Source organism: Chryseobacterium sp. Bi04, from assembly GCF_918698085.1.
Lineage (GTDB): Bacteria > Bacteroidota > Bacteroidia > Flavobacteriales > Weeksellaceae > Chryseobacterium.
Window position 1 is genome coordinate 751464 of sequence record NZ_CAKKLP010000001.1, and the last position, 15326, is coordinate 766789.

The following is a 15326-nucleotide window of genomic DNA, read 5'->3' on the forward strand; positions in this document are numbered from 1 at the left end:
TTTTTTCGAATATACGTTTTTGGAATTGAAAAAATATCTTTAAAGTTTATAAATTTCTAATAAATCTGCGATATTTCTGTCATTTGCCAATCTTGGAGTTTTGTTTTGTCCACCCAATTTTCCCTGAGATTTAGCATACTCTTGAAATGCATTTTTTCTGAGCCTGGTAATACAGAGCTTTTGTAAAATATTCCCTGAAATCAGGTCGTCATAATAGCTGTTTCTGCTTCTTAGCTGGCGGTCAAGTTCATTTCTGAATAATTCCAGATCTTCAGGAGCTTTTTCAAATTCAATCAGCCATTCATGGTAAGGAAGGCCCTCCTGAGGATTAACCTGAGGGGCAAGATGAAATTCTGTAATCTGTGCCGGGAGTTTTTCCAAAGTAGCCTTCATTGCTTCTTCCACTTCAAAAGCAATGACATGTTCACCAAAAGCAGAGGTGAAATGTTTGGTTCTGCCACTTACTAAAACTCTGTAAGGTTCTTTGTCAATAAATCGTACAACATCGCCTATCGAGTAAGCCCATAACCCGGAATTGGTGGTAAGGATCAGAGCATAATCCTTATGAAGTTCAACTTCTTGTAATGTTAATCTCCGTGCATGAGGTTTGCCGTATTCTTCAAGAGGAATAAATTCATAGAAAATTCCATGATTGGTCAGCAGTAACAATCCTTCTTTAGTATAATCATCCTGGAAAGCAAAAAATCCTTCGGAAGCTGGAAAAGTTTGGATAATATCAACTTTACCTCCCAGAAGATCTTCCATTTTATCCCGGTATGGTTCATAATTGACTCCTCCCGTAACAATGAGCTGAAGGTTGGGAAACAGTTGTTTGATCTTTTTCCCATGCTTCTCGGACAGTTTTTCAAAATACATAATCAGCCATGGCGGAATTCCTGAAATAAGGGTCATATTTTCAGACTCGGTTTCCATAATGATTTGATCTACTTTGCCCTCCCAGTCTTCCATAATATTGGTTTCCCAGCTGGGAAGACGGTTCTTTTGAAGGTATCCTGGGATATGATGGGCCACGATACCTGATAATCTTCCTGTTTTTATTCCAAAGACTTCTTCCAGCTCGGGACTTCCCTGTAGAAAGATCATTTTTCCGTTAACGAAGTCTGCATTGTTTTTTTGAGCAATATAATGGAACAGAGCACTCTGAGCTCCCGCAATCTGGAATGGCATCCCTTCTTTAGAAATAGGAATGTATTTAGATCCGGAGGTTGTTCCGGAAGTTTTTGCGAAATACTCCGGTGTATCGGTCCAGAGAATGTTGGCCTGTCCTTTTTTTACTCTTTCAATATAAGGCTTCAGGTCTTCATAGTCAGCAAGAGGAACTCTATCCTGAAAATCTTTTACAGAATGAATGTTTTCGAAATCATGCTCCCGTCCAAAAAGAGTTTTTTGAGCAGTGTTTATAAGAGAAAGTAATAGATCGTCCTGATTTTTCTCCGCATTTTTTTTGAATTCCCCTGCTTTTTGAACATGTTTTTTTGCCCAAATAAGCGCTGCATTTTTCTTGAAGAAGTTTAACATGCTCCAAATTTATAAATTAAGTAGAGAACTGGAACAATTTTTACAAAGCATGGCATAAAAAAGCCGATAAAACTTGTTCATCGGCATTTCGAAATTTGATTATGAAAATAACAACTATATATGTTAATGTTGTGCTTATTGGTTTACTTTATACCTTTTGTCGGGAGTTCCGTCTTTTTTCAGATGTTTATTGTCTTTGTATCTCTTATCCGGAGTTCCGTCTTTTTTCATTTTGACAGCAGGCTGAGCGGGTTTTACTTCAGCGGGTTTTGCTGTTTTCATGTCAGCGGGTTTTGCAGCTTTTATTTCAGCAGGTTTAGTTGCTTTTACTGTTTTCACCGGTTGATGAGCTGTGCTTGTAGCGGGAGCCGTCTGCTGAGCAGTTGCAAGTCCCAGTCCTAAGATCAGTGACATTGCTGATAATAATTTTTTCATAAGAAATACTGTTTGTTTTTGTTACATAAAGATATGCAAAAAGCGGGCTGAGAATTTTTGGTTTTTTAAACTTAACTAAAGTTTATTACAGCTTAAAAAAAAATTAAAACAATTCCTATCAATACAAAAACCTGTTTCAATGAAAACAGGTTTTTGTAATATAATTATAGTATGAAATGTTTATCGGGTACAATTGGCGGTCCAGGTCTTACCATCTTTAAGGTATAGAATTTTTAATTCGTTGTTGTCAATTCTTATATATGATGTTCCTGTAGAACCAATCATGACAAGGGTATGATCTCCTTTTTGTTCAAACTCAATCCCGTTGAGATCAGGAATTCCGTTTGAGAAAGAAAAATTATACTTGGTACCGCTGGCGATCTTGGTTACGAATACACTTCCGTTATCTGTACTGATGTTGGTAGATCCTCCGTCGTTATAAGAGATGCTTCCTTTATATGTTCCTGCGAAGAAGTCATTATTCGTAGGGTCATCATCATCACTGCACGACGAAAAAGATAATGCCGTAAAAACAAACAGCATTAAGACTCCTAAGATTTTAATTGCTTTTTTCATAATATTATTCTTTAGCGTTTGGTTATAAGCATAAATTTTCAAACATTGTGCCATGGGAATTTTTTTGTTTTTTTTTAACAGGGAATTAAATAAATTAATAAAAATTAAGATTTATAAAAAAACTAATAGCCTCATTTTAAATAGGTATCTATCCGCTTTTATAAATAAGAAAAATTTATTCTTATCTTTGTATAGCTAAAAACGATTTCGGAAAACTCCCGAAATCGCTTTTGTCGTTTATACCATTAGTATTTATGCAGTTAAAATCCATCAATGAAAAGTTTCTTCCTGATCTTTTACAAAAGGAATTCGGGAAAGAAATATTCACTCAGTTAGAAAACGATCAGCATATTGCCGTGAAGGGGAATGCGGGGTCTTCGGTGTCTGTTTTTGTTGCTGAACTTTTTTTAGTTCAAAAGAAAAGTATTCTTTATCTGGTAGATGATAAAGAAGATGCTTTGTATGCGAATGCAGAAATGGAAGATCTTTTGGGAAAAGAAAAGGTGCTGTATTTTCCGGCAACCCATCTTGAACCTTATCAGGTGGAAAAAACTCAAAATGCCAATCTGGTACTGAGAACGGAGGTTTTAAATAAGCTCAGCTCAGGAAGGTCTTCAAAAGTAATTGTGGCCTACGCAGGAGCATTATCCGAAAAGGTTTTAAAGAAAGAAGACTTTAAAGCAATTTCACATCATATAAAAGTAGGAGATCAACTGGATTTTGATTTTATTGACGAGTTGCTTAATCATTATCATTTTCAGCAGACTGACTTTGTCTCCGAGCCTGGTGAGTTTTCTGTAAGAGGAGGAATTGTAGATGTATTTTCCTATTCTTATGAAAAACCATATAGGATAACGTTCTTTGGAAATGAAGTGGAAAGTATTAAAACCTTTGATATAGAAACCCAGCTTTCTATAGATAAAGTAAAAGAGCTCCAGCTGGTTTCCAATATGAATTTTTCCGTGACAGGAAGTAGAGTGTCATTATTACAGCTATTGCCAAAGGAAAGCTTTATTATTTCCAGAAATGGAATGGTTGGAATGCAAAAGATAAAGACATTCTATGAGAAAGCTTTAGAGAAATATGATACTTTAAATAAAGATATTGCCCACAGAACGCCTCAGGAACTTTTTATTTCAGACCAGGAATTTCTTTTTGATTATAAAAAATTCAAGACCGTTGATTTTGGCGGAATAAGCATAGAAGGCCTGAAAGATATTTCTGAAATAAAAATGGAACAGCTCCCACAGCCTTCCTTCCATAAAAATTTTGAACTGCTGATTGAAGATCTTGAGGAAAAGCAGAACGAAGGTTTTGATACCTGGATATCTTTTTCAACAGAAAAACAAAAAGAAAGGCTGGAATCTATTTTTGAAGAACTGGAACATGAGCTTCCTTTTAAAAGCTTTAAATCTGAACTTCATGAAGGATTTGTGGATAATGGACATAAGCTCCTGGTGTATACGGATCACCAGATTTTTGACCGTTATCAAAGGTATAAAGCCAAAAATACATTTGCCAAGTCTGAACAGCTTACCCTGAAAGACCTGATGTCTTTAAAAATCGGGGACTATATTGCCCATATTGATCATGGTATCGGGAAGTTTATGGGACTCGTAAAGGTGAATAATGATGGGAAAATTCAGGAATGTTTTAAACTGACTTATAAAAACGGAGATCTCCTGTATGTCAGCATTCACTCACTGCATAAGATTTCAAAATTTAATGGACCTGACGGAAAAGAAGTGGTGCTAAGTAAACTGGGTTCTCCTGCCTGGAAATCTTTAAAACAGAAAACAAAAGCAAAAGTAAAACAGATTGCTTTTGACCTTATCCAATTATACGCCCAAAGAAAAACAGCCAAAGGTTTTGCTTATACTCCGGATTCTTACCTGCAGAATGAACTGGAAGCAAGCTTCATCTATGAAGATACTCCGGACCAGGAAAAAGCAACATTTGATGTGAAGAAGGATATGGAGGCTGATACGGTTATGGATAGGCTGGTATGTGGTGACGTAGGTTTTGGAAAAACTGAAGTGGCCATTCGTGCAGCATTTAAAGCCGCCACAGATGGAAAACAGGTCGCTATATTGGTGCCTACAACTATTCTGGCGTTTCAGCATTATAGAAGCTTTAAAGAAAGACTGAAAGATTTTCCTGTAAATGTTGGCTATGTCAACCGTTTTAGAACTGCCAAGCAGAAATCAGAGACTTTGGATGCTTTAAAAAACGGAAAATTAGATATTATTATAGGAACTCATCAATTGGTAAGTGCTTCCGTGAAATTTAAAGACTTAGGATTACTGATCATTGATGAAGAGCATAAGTTTGGTGTTTCTGTAAAAGATAAGCTGAAAACTTTGAAAAGTAATGTTGATACCCTTACTTTGACGGCTACTCCTATTCCAAGAACACTGCAGTTTTCTTTAATGGCTGCCAGAGATTTATCGGTTATTAAAACGCCACCGCCAAACAGACAGCCTGTTGATACTCAGCTGATCGGATTTAATGAAGAAACTCTTCGTGATGCTGTTTCTTATGAACTTCAGAGAGATGGGCAGGTGTATTTCATTAATAACAGGATCGAGAACCTGAAAGATATTGCCGGGCTTATCCAGCGATTGGTTCCGGATGCCAGAGTTATTACCGGACATGGACAGATGGAAGGTAAACAGCTGGAAAAAAATGTTTTGGACTTTATGGAAGGGAAATATGACGTCTTGGTTTCTACAACAATTGTGGAAAGTGGAGTAGATGTTCCGAATGCCAACACTATTTTTATTAATGATGCCCAAAGATTCGGAATGGCGGATCTTCATCAGATGAGAGGAAGGGTGGGGCGAAGCAACAGGAAAGCATTTTGTTATCTGATTACACCCCCTTATGATATGATCACTTCTGATGCAAGAAAACGTCTGGAAGCTATTGAACAGTTTTCTGACCTGGGAAGTGGTTTTCAGATTGCCATGAAGGATCTTGAAATTCGTGGTGCCGGAGATTTATTGGGTGCGGAACAGAGTGGATTCATCAATGAGATGGGGTTTGAAACCTATCAGAAATTAATGCAGGAAGCCCTTGAAGAGCTGAAAGATGATGCAGACTTTGAAAACCTGTTTGAAAATGAAGAGGACAGACAGAAGCTGTTCAAATCTGTAAAAGATGTCAATATCGATACTGACCTTGAGCTTATGCTGCCGGATTTTTATATTTCCAATACGGAAGAAAGACTGCTGTTGTATCAGAAAATTGCAGAAATAACGAATGAACAGGATCTTCATAAGTTTGAACTTGAATTAATAGACCGTTTTGGGACTCTTCCAAAAGAAGCTGTAAACCTTTTGAAAAGTGTTGCTTTAAAATGGCTGGCTGCGGATATAGGCTTTGAAAAGATTGTAATGAAAAACGGTGTGTTTTTAGGGTATTTCCCAGGCAATCCCCAGGATAAATTTTACCAGACAGACAGATTCAGACATATCATTACTTATTTAACCCAAAATCCTGCCGAAGCGCAGCTTAAAGAAAAATCAGGAAAAGAAGGTAACCAGCTCATGATGAGAAAGGAAAGAGTGAAAAATGTAGATGAGGTTAATCTGTTGCTGAAAGCTATTATTGCCCATCATTAAAATCTAATTTCCAAAATGATAAAGCTCTTCCGGGAACTGAAAAAACATATAATAACTTAAGTTTTTATATGTTTTTTTGTGATTGTTGTCAGCTTTTTGGTTAAAAATATTCATTAATTAGAGAGTTAACGCAGTTTTAGGCAATATAATATCACTTTTTAATGATAAAAATAAAGCTGTAAGCCTCGTTGTAGAAGGAGGTTGTGAAGAAGCGTGCTTTAAGATGAGCCAATAAAGTATGCTCGTGTAGTAATAATTCTACTTTTGTGTGCGAATAATTCTATCGTGTAATATGTTTATTTCTATGGTGTTAGGTGTATCAGTTGGGACTTTTTGTAGTTCTTAATTTGTACATTTGCAGTCCTTAATTATGAAAAAAACTATTTATTTCGTTGCTGGATTTCTTTCATTCTATGCCAACGCACAGGTGGGAATCGGGACACCTAAGCCAAAATCTACTCTCGATGTCAATGGAAAAACTACTTTAAGAAAAGAACTTAGAGTGGGAGGCAGTTCTACTCAGGCAGGTAATGCCGGGTTGAACGGGCAAATCCTGGTTTCTCAGGGAGAAGGTAAATCTCCTGTTTGGAAGTCGTTGAATGTTTCCTTTATGGAAGAGGGGCAATACAAATTGATCAATTCATATTTGTCATCAGATCAGGTGGGTATCACTACCCTTACAGATGGTATTGCAGGAGATAATGTGTTTAAGAATAATGTAGGGGACAATATCACTGATGCTACTAAAGGTAAATGGGTAAAGATTGCAGGTCTTGAAAATAACTTTAGTATCAAAAATGGAAGAAATAGGTTAACCTATCAGTTTCAGACAGGAGTTGAAATGAAATCACCAACCGCTACTGTGATTAATGATGTGAGATTTACGTGTGGGGTATTCAGAAATGGAAAGCTTGTGGCTGTTCGTCCAGACAGAATAGAGTCTAATAATAATTCTGAAAAAGGAGGTATCCAGGACTATATTTTCACCCTTAATTATACTGAGCAAAATGTACCTGTAGGTGCTCATAAAATTGAAATTGCATGCAGAAAAATTGATGCTTCCAGTACTTCATCTCAATTTACAATAGGACGGAATGTTCAGAGCTCCAATGGGGTGTCTAATGCATTTACACTGGAATCTACGATGAAAATGGATGTAATTGAATTTGTAAGCTATAAAAACTAACAATTGATGAAAAAAATAATATTGACTTTACTCCTTCCGGCAGGATTATTATTGTCTGCTCAGGTGGGAATTAATACAGATTCTCCAAAAGCAAAACTTGATGTCAATGGGGACCTTAATTTAAGAGATAAGATTGCGGTGTATGACTCTTCAGATAATTCTGTATCTCAGGGAAATAATGACCAGTTACTTGTATCACAGGGCGAAGGATATCCTCCTATTTGGAAAACACTTCGTATTCCTGAATATGAACCCAACAAATTTTATCTGATTTTTAACAATTCATTTTCCGATAAACAGGGAGCCAGATTTACTTATAGTGAACAGTCTAATATAACTACTTCCAGAGGCAGTGTTTTTAATAAAGACACACAATATGGTACTTTGAGTAATTTCAAGAAAATTGCCGGACTTTCACAGGATATCAATGTATACAGTACGGTAAGCAAAGCTTATTTTCAATTTGAAACTGTTGTACAGGCTAATTTTGATGCAAACGGGGCTACAGATACTTCCATAGACTATGCTTGTGGAATCTTTGTGGATGATAAATTGGTGAATCTAAGACAGAGAAATCTGAAGGCCATTGGTTCCCTGCAGCCTTTCCTTACCCATACTCAGATTGGAATCGTTGAAAACCTTACAAAAGGAACCCATACAGTAAGTGTAGGATGTGCAAGACTGGCATCTTACGGTAATGCATCAGGCAAAACGCTTACTATTGGAATCAATGCAGCATCTAATATCAACAGCTTTATTGCTCAGTCTTCTCTGAAAGTAGATGTATATGAGGTTCCGGAGGTGTTTAACCCGATTATAAACTAAATCAAATCATGAAAAAAATATTTTTTATAAAATCTCTTTTGTTCGCAGTATGGATAAATGCGCAAGTGGGCATTGATACATCAAACCCTACAAATAAGCTTGATGTGAATGGAGATTTAAATGTCAGAAAAGAATTAAGAACCGGAGGTACAGATCTTTTAAAAGGTTCTGCAGGAACGAGCGGAGATATCTTTCATAACAACTCAGCGATGACAGCTAATGACTGGAAGGCTATAAAAATTGCTGATGGCCAGGGAAGTATGTCTGTATTCTCTATCAACACTGTAGCAGATCAGACAGGGGTTTCTTTTAGCTCCAGCGGGTCAGCTGTCCCTTATAACGAAGGTGACCCTTTAGCCGGAGATTGGACTGTATTGCCAACGGCATTGGATAATTTCTCCGTAACCAATTCAAACAATAAAGTAACATTCTCATTTCAAACTACTGTTCAGAAAGCCGCAAAAGGTTCAGCAAGTTTTGCATGCGGGATTTTTGTAGATGACAGACTGAGAGCTGTAAGAACAGACGTATTGCTGGGAGGAGCCGGAGCTTATAAAATTTTTAATCTGAATGCCACTCTTTCCAATCTTACCCCAAAAAACAAATATGTGGTGAAAGTAGCCTGTATTAAACGTACATTAAGCGGTTCACCAATACCGGTGCTGGGAATAGGAAGAGCCGTGGATACTGCAGTATTGAATAATGATATGGCACAGTCTGTTTTGACAACATCAGTACTACAGCCTTATTAATTTTCATGAAAATATAATAATTAAGAATCTAAAAACGTTATGTTTTTAGATTTTTTTTGTTTTTACGTCTGTTTATTGTGAATTTGTTCGAATGGAGTGTATGCTGTTATCGAAAATTGAATTATATTTGGCATTACTAAAACTAATTTTTCTATGGTAAAAAATTACTTTCTTAAAATATTTACAGGAATTGCTCTTTTAGGAGTATTGGCATCATGCAATACAACCTCTGACCCTACAGAATCGATCCCGAATCCTGATGAAGGAACTGCCCCCAAAAAAATTCTGGAAAAAATCAATAAGGATAATGTTTCTCAGGAAGAATATATTACAACAGCCGGAATTTTGGATCAGGCTGTTTTTAAAGATGATAATTCTAACGCCAGTTATATAAGTACGTTAACATACAATACAAACAAAAAAATTACTAAAATTAATTTTGCAAGCCAGACTCCCGGAAGTTTGTCTTATGAGTTTGATGTAACTCCGGATATTAACGGACAGATTTATAATGCGTCTTGTGTGGCAACAGGATCAACTCCCGGAGCATCATTCATCAGTGATTATGCTTTTACATATGATGTAGCAGGAAAGCTTACGAAAATTCTTGAAAAAAGAAAAGTAGGAGGGATATCTGCCTACAATGCATTCGTAGAGAACGTTTTTGTATATGCCGGAGATAATATTTTTAAGGTAACGAGTTCTAAAGGAATCCTGAATACGAATGGTGCTCCTGATATGACCACAGCTGTTCAAACGATCTATAGTTTTCAAAATTATGATTCTCAGAAAAGCCCTTTTTCTACACTTCCAAGAGTGTTTTTTATCATGCGTGGGCTGATGAATCCGGTCAATTTTTACAAGCTGTCTCCAAACAACCCTACGTCAACGTATGTTCAGATGCCTGCGCCGGCTCCTGGAGTTAATACCACACAAAGTTATACCTATGATCAGGGCTATCCGGTGATTGAGAAAAATCAAAAACTGACCTATAGCTATAAAAATTTGTAAAAGAATTCAATTATTAATCTTATTGGAATATAAATAATTATATAATTTTTATGCAAAAAAAAATTATATTTGTCAAAAAATAATCAATTACCAGAAAATGAAACAACTTTTCTATTTTATTTTATTAATAGCAGGTTTTGCCTCAGTGCATTCCTGCAAAAATCTAGTGGATGAAGAAGGAAATCCATTATTAGACCTGAATAACACGGGAGGATTAACCGGTCCCAGAGCATTATATAAAGAAATTACAGATAAAGATACATTAGCTGAATATCATTACAGCGGGCTTCTTGTGAATACAGTAATTATGGATAGTGCATCAATCACTAACATAATGTACAGTGGAGATAAGATCAGCCAGATCGCCTTTAATGGATTCCTTGATCTTGACGGAAACGGGAGACTGGATAAGGATAGTGTTTCTTTTACCAGACTGCTTACTTATGGAAATACCGGAAGATTGGAAACGATTTCTGAAAACCGTTCTATCTTCAGAAGACCTCCCCCTGTGCCACCGGCTACTGACCCGGGGCCACAAACACTTCTCAGAAAGACAAAATCACTTTATAATGTAAGATACAGTGCTGCGACAGCAAAACTGGATTCTATTATTATGAAAACAGGTCCGGATATTGCAGGAACACCATTTGCTTATGACAACTTCTCAAGAACAGCGTATACCTATTCCGGAGACAATGTTTCCAAAGTTATAAGACATTACGGTCCTATGGCCGGAGGAGTAATGGGAGCGGTTACTACAAAATACAGCTATGAATATTATGCTTATGACAATGAGATCAGTCCGTTCACATTGTTACCATTGGCATACAAAATTTCAAGACTTTTGAATACAGATCTTAATGATAAAGAAAGTCTTATATTATCTCCGAACAATCCTAAGAGATGGTCGTTTACAGATCTTACTCCACCTATTCCTAACCCGGTTGTAAAGAGTACAAATTACGTTTATGATCCACAGACCTATATGACAAAAGGATATGGAGTAAACTATATTTACAAACCGCAATAACATTATTTTTAATAATATGTAAACTCAACCTTCCGAAGGTTGAGTTTTTTATTTTTTATCTCTTAATTTTGCAAAAAATTTCTGATGAAATATTTAATAGTCGGGCTGGGAAATAAAGGCTCAGAATACGAAAATACACGCCATAATATAGGATTCAAAGTTGCTGAAAAAATTGCGGAGACGCTTGATGTTTCTTTCAATACGGCTAATTTTGGATGGATGGCTGAAGGAAAACACAAAGGCAGGAAAGTTTTTGTGCTGAAACCGGATACTTATATGAATCTTTCAGGAAATGCTGTAAGATACTGGATGCAGAAAGAAAATATCCCGTTGGAGAATGTCCTCATTATAACAGATGACCTTGCGCTTCCTTTCGGTACGCTGAGGATGAAAGGGAAAGGTTCTGACGCCGGGCATAATGGGCTTAAAAATATTAATGAAGTATTACAGACGCAAAGCTACACAAGGCTCCGTTTTGGAATTTCTGCAGATTTTTCTGCAGGACGTCAGGTAGATTATGTATTAGGCACATGGAGCGGAGAAGAAGCAGAAAAGCTTACCGAAAGAATTGAAATATTCTCTAAGGCGAGTCTTTCTTTTGTTTTTGCCGGATTGAATAACACGATGTCCGCATACAACGGAAAATAGAGCTTGCTGCTAGTAATGATACGGAAAATGAAAAAGGCCATCGCATTTCGATGGCCTTACTTATAATCGATCTTGAATTAAGTGTTGATCTTTGATCTTAATTCTATGATCATGTTAATCTCTATAACCAGGTTACTGCACCTGTCTCAACGTTGTAATTCGCTCCAACGATTTTAATCTTACCCTCATTCTCAAGGTTACGAAGGGTTGAACTTTGCTTACGGATATCTTCAATGGCGCATCTTACATTCTGCTGATTAAGCCTTTCCAAAAGTGAGCTGTTTTTTGATGAACGCTCTTCGTTTTCCTCAATTATTTGGTTAATGATAGGGTCAAAATGGTTGATAAGGTGGTTGAGGTTATCCATTCCCAGCCCTTCAATCTGTGCTGCATCAAGACCTCCTTTTAAGGCGCCGCATTTAGTATGGCCTAAAACCACGATAAGTTTGGAACCGGCCACATTACAGCCAAATTCCATTGATCCCAGAATGTCCTGGTTAACAAAATTACCGGCAATTCTGATGCTGAAAACATCTCCCAATCCCTGATCAAAAATAAGTTCTGCAGAAGTACGGCTGTCTATGCAGCTTAAAACTACCGCAAAAGGCCACTGTCCCTCACGTGTAGCATTTACCTGCTCCAGAAGGTCCCTGTTAGCCTTAAGATTATTTACAAATCTTTGATTTCCTTCTTTCAAAAAATCTAATGCTTTTTCAGGAGTAATCGTCGATTGGGTTTCGTATGTATGTGCTTTCATATAGTATGTAATTGTTTTTTGAATTTAAATTAAAAAAAAGTTGATGGGCAATGAGATTACATTGCTCTTTTATGGGTAACCAGAATATGGGAATCTTCACTTCTTTCATAATCTCTGTATGAAGTTTTGAAGCCTAAAAGTTCTACCATGATGTCCTGTTCCTTTGCGCGGATATTGGCAAAGTCCTGAATCATCTCCAGCACATCAGTCGCAATATATGATGTACTTCTGGCATCGATAGTTACCGTAGAATTTGGTTTAATATTTTTAAGTGTTTTTTTGATCGCTGCCTTATTTAAAAATGAAACTTCCTCAGCTAATTTGATGTTGATTCCATCGGCATCATCCAGCTTTTCGCGGCTTAGATAATAAGCTCTTTTCATATTTCCCTGAAGGATATAGAAAACAGAGATGGCAAGACCAATTCCCACTCCTTTTAATAGATCTGTTGCTACAACAGCTGCAACAGTTGCTACAAATGGAATAAACTGGAATTTTCCTAGATGCCAGAAATGCTTAAACGTAGCAGGTTTTGCCAGTTTATATCCAACTAAAATTAATACCGCAGCCAACGTAGCTAGTGGAATTAGATTAAGAATGACAGGAATAGTAAGTACACAGATCAGTAAGAAAACCCCATGAATAATAGCCGATATTTTAGAAGTTGCCCCTGCATTTGCATTGGCAGAACTTCTTACTACAACAGAAGTCATGGGAAGTCCACCAATGAATGAACTGATCAAATTCCCTATTCCCTGCGCTTTAAGCTCAAGATTAGTATCAGTAATTCTTCGCTGTCTGTCTAATCTGTCTGATGCTTCAATACAAAGCAGGGTTTCAATAGAGGCTACAATAGCAATAGTTGCTCCTACGATCCATACTTTTGGATTAGTAAAGCCATTAAAATCAGGAGTGACAATCAGGTTTTTAAAATCATCCAGAGACTGTGGAACAGGTAAAGAAACCAAGTGCTGGGTTTCTATAGCCAATGAGCTTCCTGCCATTTTAAACAGTTGATTTAAAATAATACTCGCAATTACTGCAACCAAAGCGCCTGGAAGCATTTTCATTCTTTTCAGTACATGAATTTTATCCCATGCAATAAGAATAGCTACAGAAACTAAAGTGACAATAATAGCCCCGGGCTGGATTGCCCCAAATAATTCTGTAAAATATCCGAAGTTTAAGCCGTTGTCGAAAATAGATTCATGGCCTTCATAATCTTTATCGAATCCTAAAGCATGTGGGATCTGTTTCAGAATAATAATGATTCCTATGGCGGCAAGCATTCCTTCGATAACGTTGTTGGGGAAATAGTTGGAAATACTTCCTGCCCTTACAAATCCTAGAATTAATTGAATCAGTCCTGCAATGATCCCGGCACATAGAAAGAGCTCAAATGCGCCAAGGTCTGTTATAGCCGTTAAAACTATAGCCGTTAAACCTGCAGCAGGCCCTGAAACTGAAATATTTGAATTACTGAGGAATCCTACGACCAGGCCGCCTACAATACCCGAAATAATTCCGGATAAAGGTGGAGCGCCTGAAGCTAAAGCAATTCCTAAACATAGTGGGAGTGCCACTAAAAATACCACGAGTCCTGAAGGAATATTCTCCTTAATTCCTCCTATTAATGATGTCTTTTTCATGATGTGAAGCTGTGAGAAATAACCGGCTTATTCTCTGTGAATAAGTCTGTTATAAAAGTTGAAAAATTTTAATTTTTAAAGTACATGTGTATTCAATATCAAAAAACTGATAGAGAATAGGTATCAAAAAAATCTAACTATGGAGTTAAGCTTCCGGAGGAGGAGAAAATATAGTAAGTAAGGGAGATAGATGAAAAGAATCATCTACCAGCACAAAAGACCTTCCCAGAAAATCGGGTTCCGAAAACTTGAGATAATCAAATACATTCAATGTTTTCGGAATAGCCTTTTCGTAAACAATAAAAGAAGACGGATGAGAATGTGGTTCTTCTTCGTTCACTATTATATTGGTTCTCAGAATATCCCAGCCCGCAACCGCAGCAATGCTTGGCAGCGCTGTAAAATTCAGAAAAATCGTTAATACAATAATACTCCAGAACTTCATTTCACATTCTTTTTAGAAAAACTACTTTGTTTTTCTACTCATGACCCAGTCTGAACTTGTAAGGTTATAAATTTTCTGGATGTCTTTTAAGATTTTCTCAAAATCAATATCCAGATCAATAATTTTACCGGTTCTAAGGTCAAATACCCAGCCGTGTACCACAGGATACTCTTCTAAGATGTATCTTTCCTGTACACAGGCCATTTTGATCACGTTGATGCACTGCTCCTGAACATTAAGTTCTACAAGTTTGTCATAACGTTTGTTTTCGTCTTCAATAGAATCAAGTTCAGCCTGATGCAATCTGTAAACATCACGGATGTTTCTCAGCCAAGGATTTAACAATCCCAAATCCTGAGGAGTCATCGCTGCTTTTACACCACCGCAGTTGTAATGTCCACATACAATAATATGTTTTACTCTAAGATGTTCTACAGCATATTGAATTACTGCTGTAGAGCTCATATCTAAAGTATTGACAACATTGGCTATATTTCTGTGAACAAAAACTTCGCCCGGTTTTGCACCCATCAGTTCTTCCGCTGTGGCCCTGCTGTCTGAACATCCGATATACAAATAGTCAGGATGCTGAGTTTTTGCCAGCTCTTCGAAGAAGTGTGGATCTTCTGATACTTTGGATTCTACCCATTTCTTATTGTTTTCAAAAATAACCTCGTACGATTGTGACATAATTTTAAATTTTTAAAAGTTTATAATTATTTATTTCGTTTAAATTATTTTCAAAATCAATAGACTAAATCAATAATTATACAAAAATATAATTTTTGTCGAAGAATTGATGTGTTTTAACAAAGTTTAATATTAAAATATGCTTAAAATCATGTCTGAT

The 15326-nt window shown here is 36.7% G+C and carries 14 protein-coding genes; 7 read left to right on the top strand and 7 right to left on the bottom strand.

The genetic code is table 11. From position 1 onward, the window contains the following. Positions 1–39: 39 nt before the first annotated feature. The 3 genes from LQV47_RS03295 to LQV47_RS03305 form a co-directional block, all read right to left on the bottom strand. On the bottom strand, positions 40–1539 hold the full coding sequence (locus tag LQV47_RS03295; RefSeq protein ID WP_230033845.1) for a GH3 auxin-responsive promoter family protein: 1500 nt from the start codon (positions 1537–1539) through the stop codon (positions 40–42). A 135-nt stretch (positions 1540–1674) separates the two neighbouring features. Further along, on the bottom strand, positions 1675–1974 hold the full coding sequence (locus LQV47_RS03300; protein ID WP_230033847.1) for a hypothetical protein: 300 nt from the start codon (positions 1972–1974) through the stop codon (positions 1675–1677). Between the two features lie 180 nt (positions 1975–2154). Next, entirely contained in the window at positions 2155–2550 is a 396-nt protein-coding gene (locus LQV47_RS03305; RefSeq protein WP_230033849.1) for a hypothetical protein, read from the bottom strand. A gap of 254 nt (positions 2551–2804) precedes the next feature. Here LQV47_RS03305 and mfd point away from each other — a divergent pair, with 254 nt between their 5' ends. From mfd to pth, 7 genes are all read left to right on the top strand, one after another. Further along, positions 2805–6173: a transcription-repair coupling factor gene (gene mfd, locus LQV47_RS03310; RefSeq protein ID WP_230033851.1), complete on the top strand. Its 3369-nt coding sequence runs from the start codon at positions 2805–2807 to the stop codon at positions 6171–6173. Positions 6174–6543: 370 nt separating this feature from the next. After that, complete coding sequence (locus LQV47_RS03315) at positions 6544–7359, top strand: hypothetical protein (RefSeq protein ID WP_230033853.1); 816 nt, start codon at positions 6544–6546, stop codon at positions 7357–7359. 6 nt (positions 7360–7365) lie between these two features. Continuing rightward, a complete protein-coding gene (locus LQV47_RS03320) occupies positions 7366–8184 on the top strand; it encodes a hypothetical protein (RefSeq protein WP_230033855.1) in 819 nt (272 codons plus the stop codon). Between the two features lie 8 nt (positions 8185–8192). Continuing rightward, positions 8193–8936 carry a hypothetical protein gene (locus LQV47_RS03325; RefSeq protein WP_230033858.1) on the top strand — a complete coding sequence of 248 codons (744 nt, stop codon included), beginning with the start codon at positions 8193–8195 and terminating at the stop codon, positions 8934–8936. Positions 8937–9089: 153 nt separating this feature from the next. Continuing rightward, positions 9090–9947: a hypothetical protein gene (locus LQV47_RS03330; RefSeq protein WP_230033860.1), complete on the top strand. Its 858-nt coding sequence runs from the start codon at positions 9090–9092 to the stop codon at positions 9945–9947. 97 nt (positions 9948–10044) lie between these two features. Beyond that, positions 10045–10977, top strand: a complete 933-nt coding sequence (locus LQV47_RS03335; protein ID WP_230033862.1) for a hypothetical protein — start codon at positions 10045–10047, stop codon at positions 10975–10977. 84 nt (positions 10978–11061) lie between these two features. Continuing rightward, positions 11062–11625 carry an aminoacyl-tRNA hydrolase gene (gene pth, locus LQV47_RS03340; RefSeq protein ID WP_230033864.1) on the top strand — a complete coding sequence of 188 codons (564 nt, stop codon included), beginning with the start codon at positions 11062–11064 and terminating at the stop codon, positions 11623–11625. Between the two features lie 121 nt (positions 11626–11746). Here pth and LQV47_RS03345 read toward each other — a convergent pair whose 3' ends face one another. From LQV47_RS03345 to LQV47_RS03360, 4 genes are all read right to left on the bottom strand, one after another. After that, a complete protein-coding gene (locus LQV47_RS03345) occupies positions 11747–12382 on the bottom strand; it encodes a carbonic anhydrase family protein (protein WP_230033866.1) in 636 nt (211 codons plus the stop codon). Between the two features lie 56 nt (positions 12383–12438). After that, positions 12439–14031 (bottom strand): SulP family inorganic anion transporter, encoded by a 1593-nt coding sequence (locus tag LQV47_RS03350; protein WP_230033868.1) that lies wholly within the window; start codon positions 14029–14031, stop codon positions 12439–12441. 145 nt (positions 14032–14176) lie between these two features. Continuing rightward, on the bottom strand, positions 14177–14476 hold the full coding sequence (locus LQV47_RS03355) for a hypothetical protein (RefSeq protein ID WP_230033870.1): 300 nt from the start codon (positions 14474–14476) through the stop codon (positions 14177–14179). A gap of 21 nt (positions 14477–14497) precedes the next feature. Beyond that, a complete protein-coding gene (locus tag LQV47_RS03360) occupies positions 14498–15166 on the bottom strand; it encodes a carbonic anhydrase (protein WP_230033872.1) in 669 nt (222 codons plus the stop codon). Between the last annotated feature and the right edge of the window lie 160 nt (positions 15167–15326).

Excerpts from the sequence above, each read along its gene's own strand:
- LQV47_RS03295 (WP_230033845.1), bottom strand. The coding sequence starts at position 1,539 with ATGTTAAACTTCTTCAAGAAAAATGCAGCGCTTATTTGGGCAAAAAAA.
- LQV47_RS03300 (WP_230033847.1), bottom strand. The coding sequence starts at position 1,974 with ATGAAAAAATTATTATCAGCAATGTCACTGATCTTAGGACTGGGACTT.
- LQV47_RS03305 (WP_230033849.1), bottom strand. The coding sequence starts at position 2,550 with ATGAAAAAAGCAATTAAAATCTTAGGAGTCTTAATGCTGTTTGTTTTT.
- mfd (WP_230033851.1), top strand. The coding sequence starts at position 2,805 with ATGCAGTTAAAATCCATCAATGAAAAGTTTCTTCCTGATCTTTTACAA.
- LQV47_RS03315 (WP_230033853.1), top strand. The coding sequence starts at position 6,544 with ATGAAAAAAACTATTTATTTCGTTGCTGGATTTCTTTCATTCTATGCC.
- LQV47_RS03320 (WP_230033855.1), top strand. The coding sequence starts at position 7,366 with ATGAAAAAAATAATATTGACTTTACTCCTTCCGGCAGGATTATTATTG.
- LQV47_RS03325 (WP_230033858.1), top strand. The coding sequence starts at position 8,193 with ATGAAAAAAATATTTTTTATAAAATCTCTTTTGTTCGCAGTATGGATA.
- LQV47_RS03330 (WP_230033860.1), top strand. The coding sequence starts at position 9,090 with ATGGTAAAAAATTACTTTCTTAAAATATTTACAGGAATTGCTCTTTTA.
- LQV47_RS03335 (WP_230033862.1), top strand. The coding sequence starts at position 10,045 with ATGAAACAACTTTTCTATTTTATTTTATTAATAGCAGGTTTTGCCTCA.
- pth (WP_230033864.1), top strand. The coding sequence starts at position 11,062 with ATGAAATATTTAATAGTCGGGCTGGGAAATAAAGGCTCAGAATACGAA.
- LQV47_RS03345 (WP_230033866.1), bottom strand. The coding sequence starts at position 12,382 with ATGAAAGCACATACATACGAAACCCAATCGACGATTACTCCTGAAAAA.
- LQV47_RS03350 (WP_230033868.1), bottom strand. The coding sequence starts at position 14,031 with ATGAAAAAGACATCATTAATAGGAGGAATTAAGGAGAATATTCCTTCA.
- LQV47_RS03355 (WP_230033870.1), bottom strand. The coding sequence starts at position 14,476 with ATGAAGTTCTGGAGTATTATTGTATTAACGATTTTTCTGAATTTTACA.
- LQV47_RS03360 (WP_230033872.1), bottom strand. The coding sequence starts at position 15,166 with ATGTCACAATCGTACGAGGTTATTTTTGAAAACAATAAGAAATGGGTA.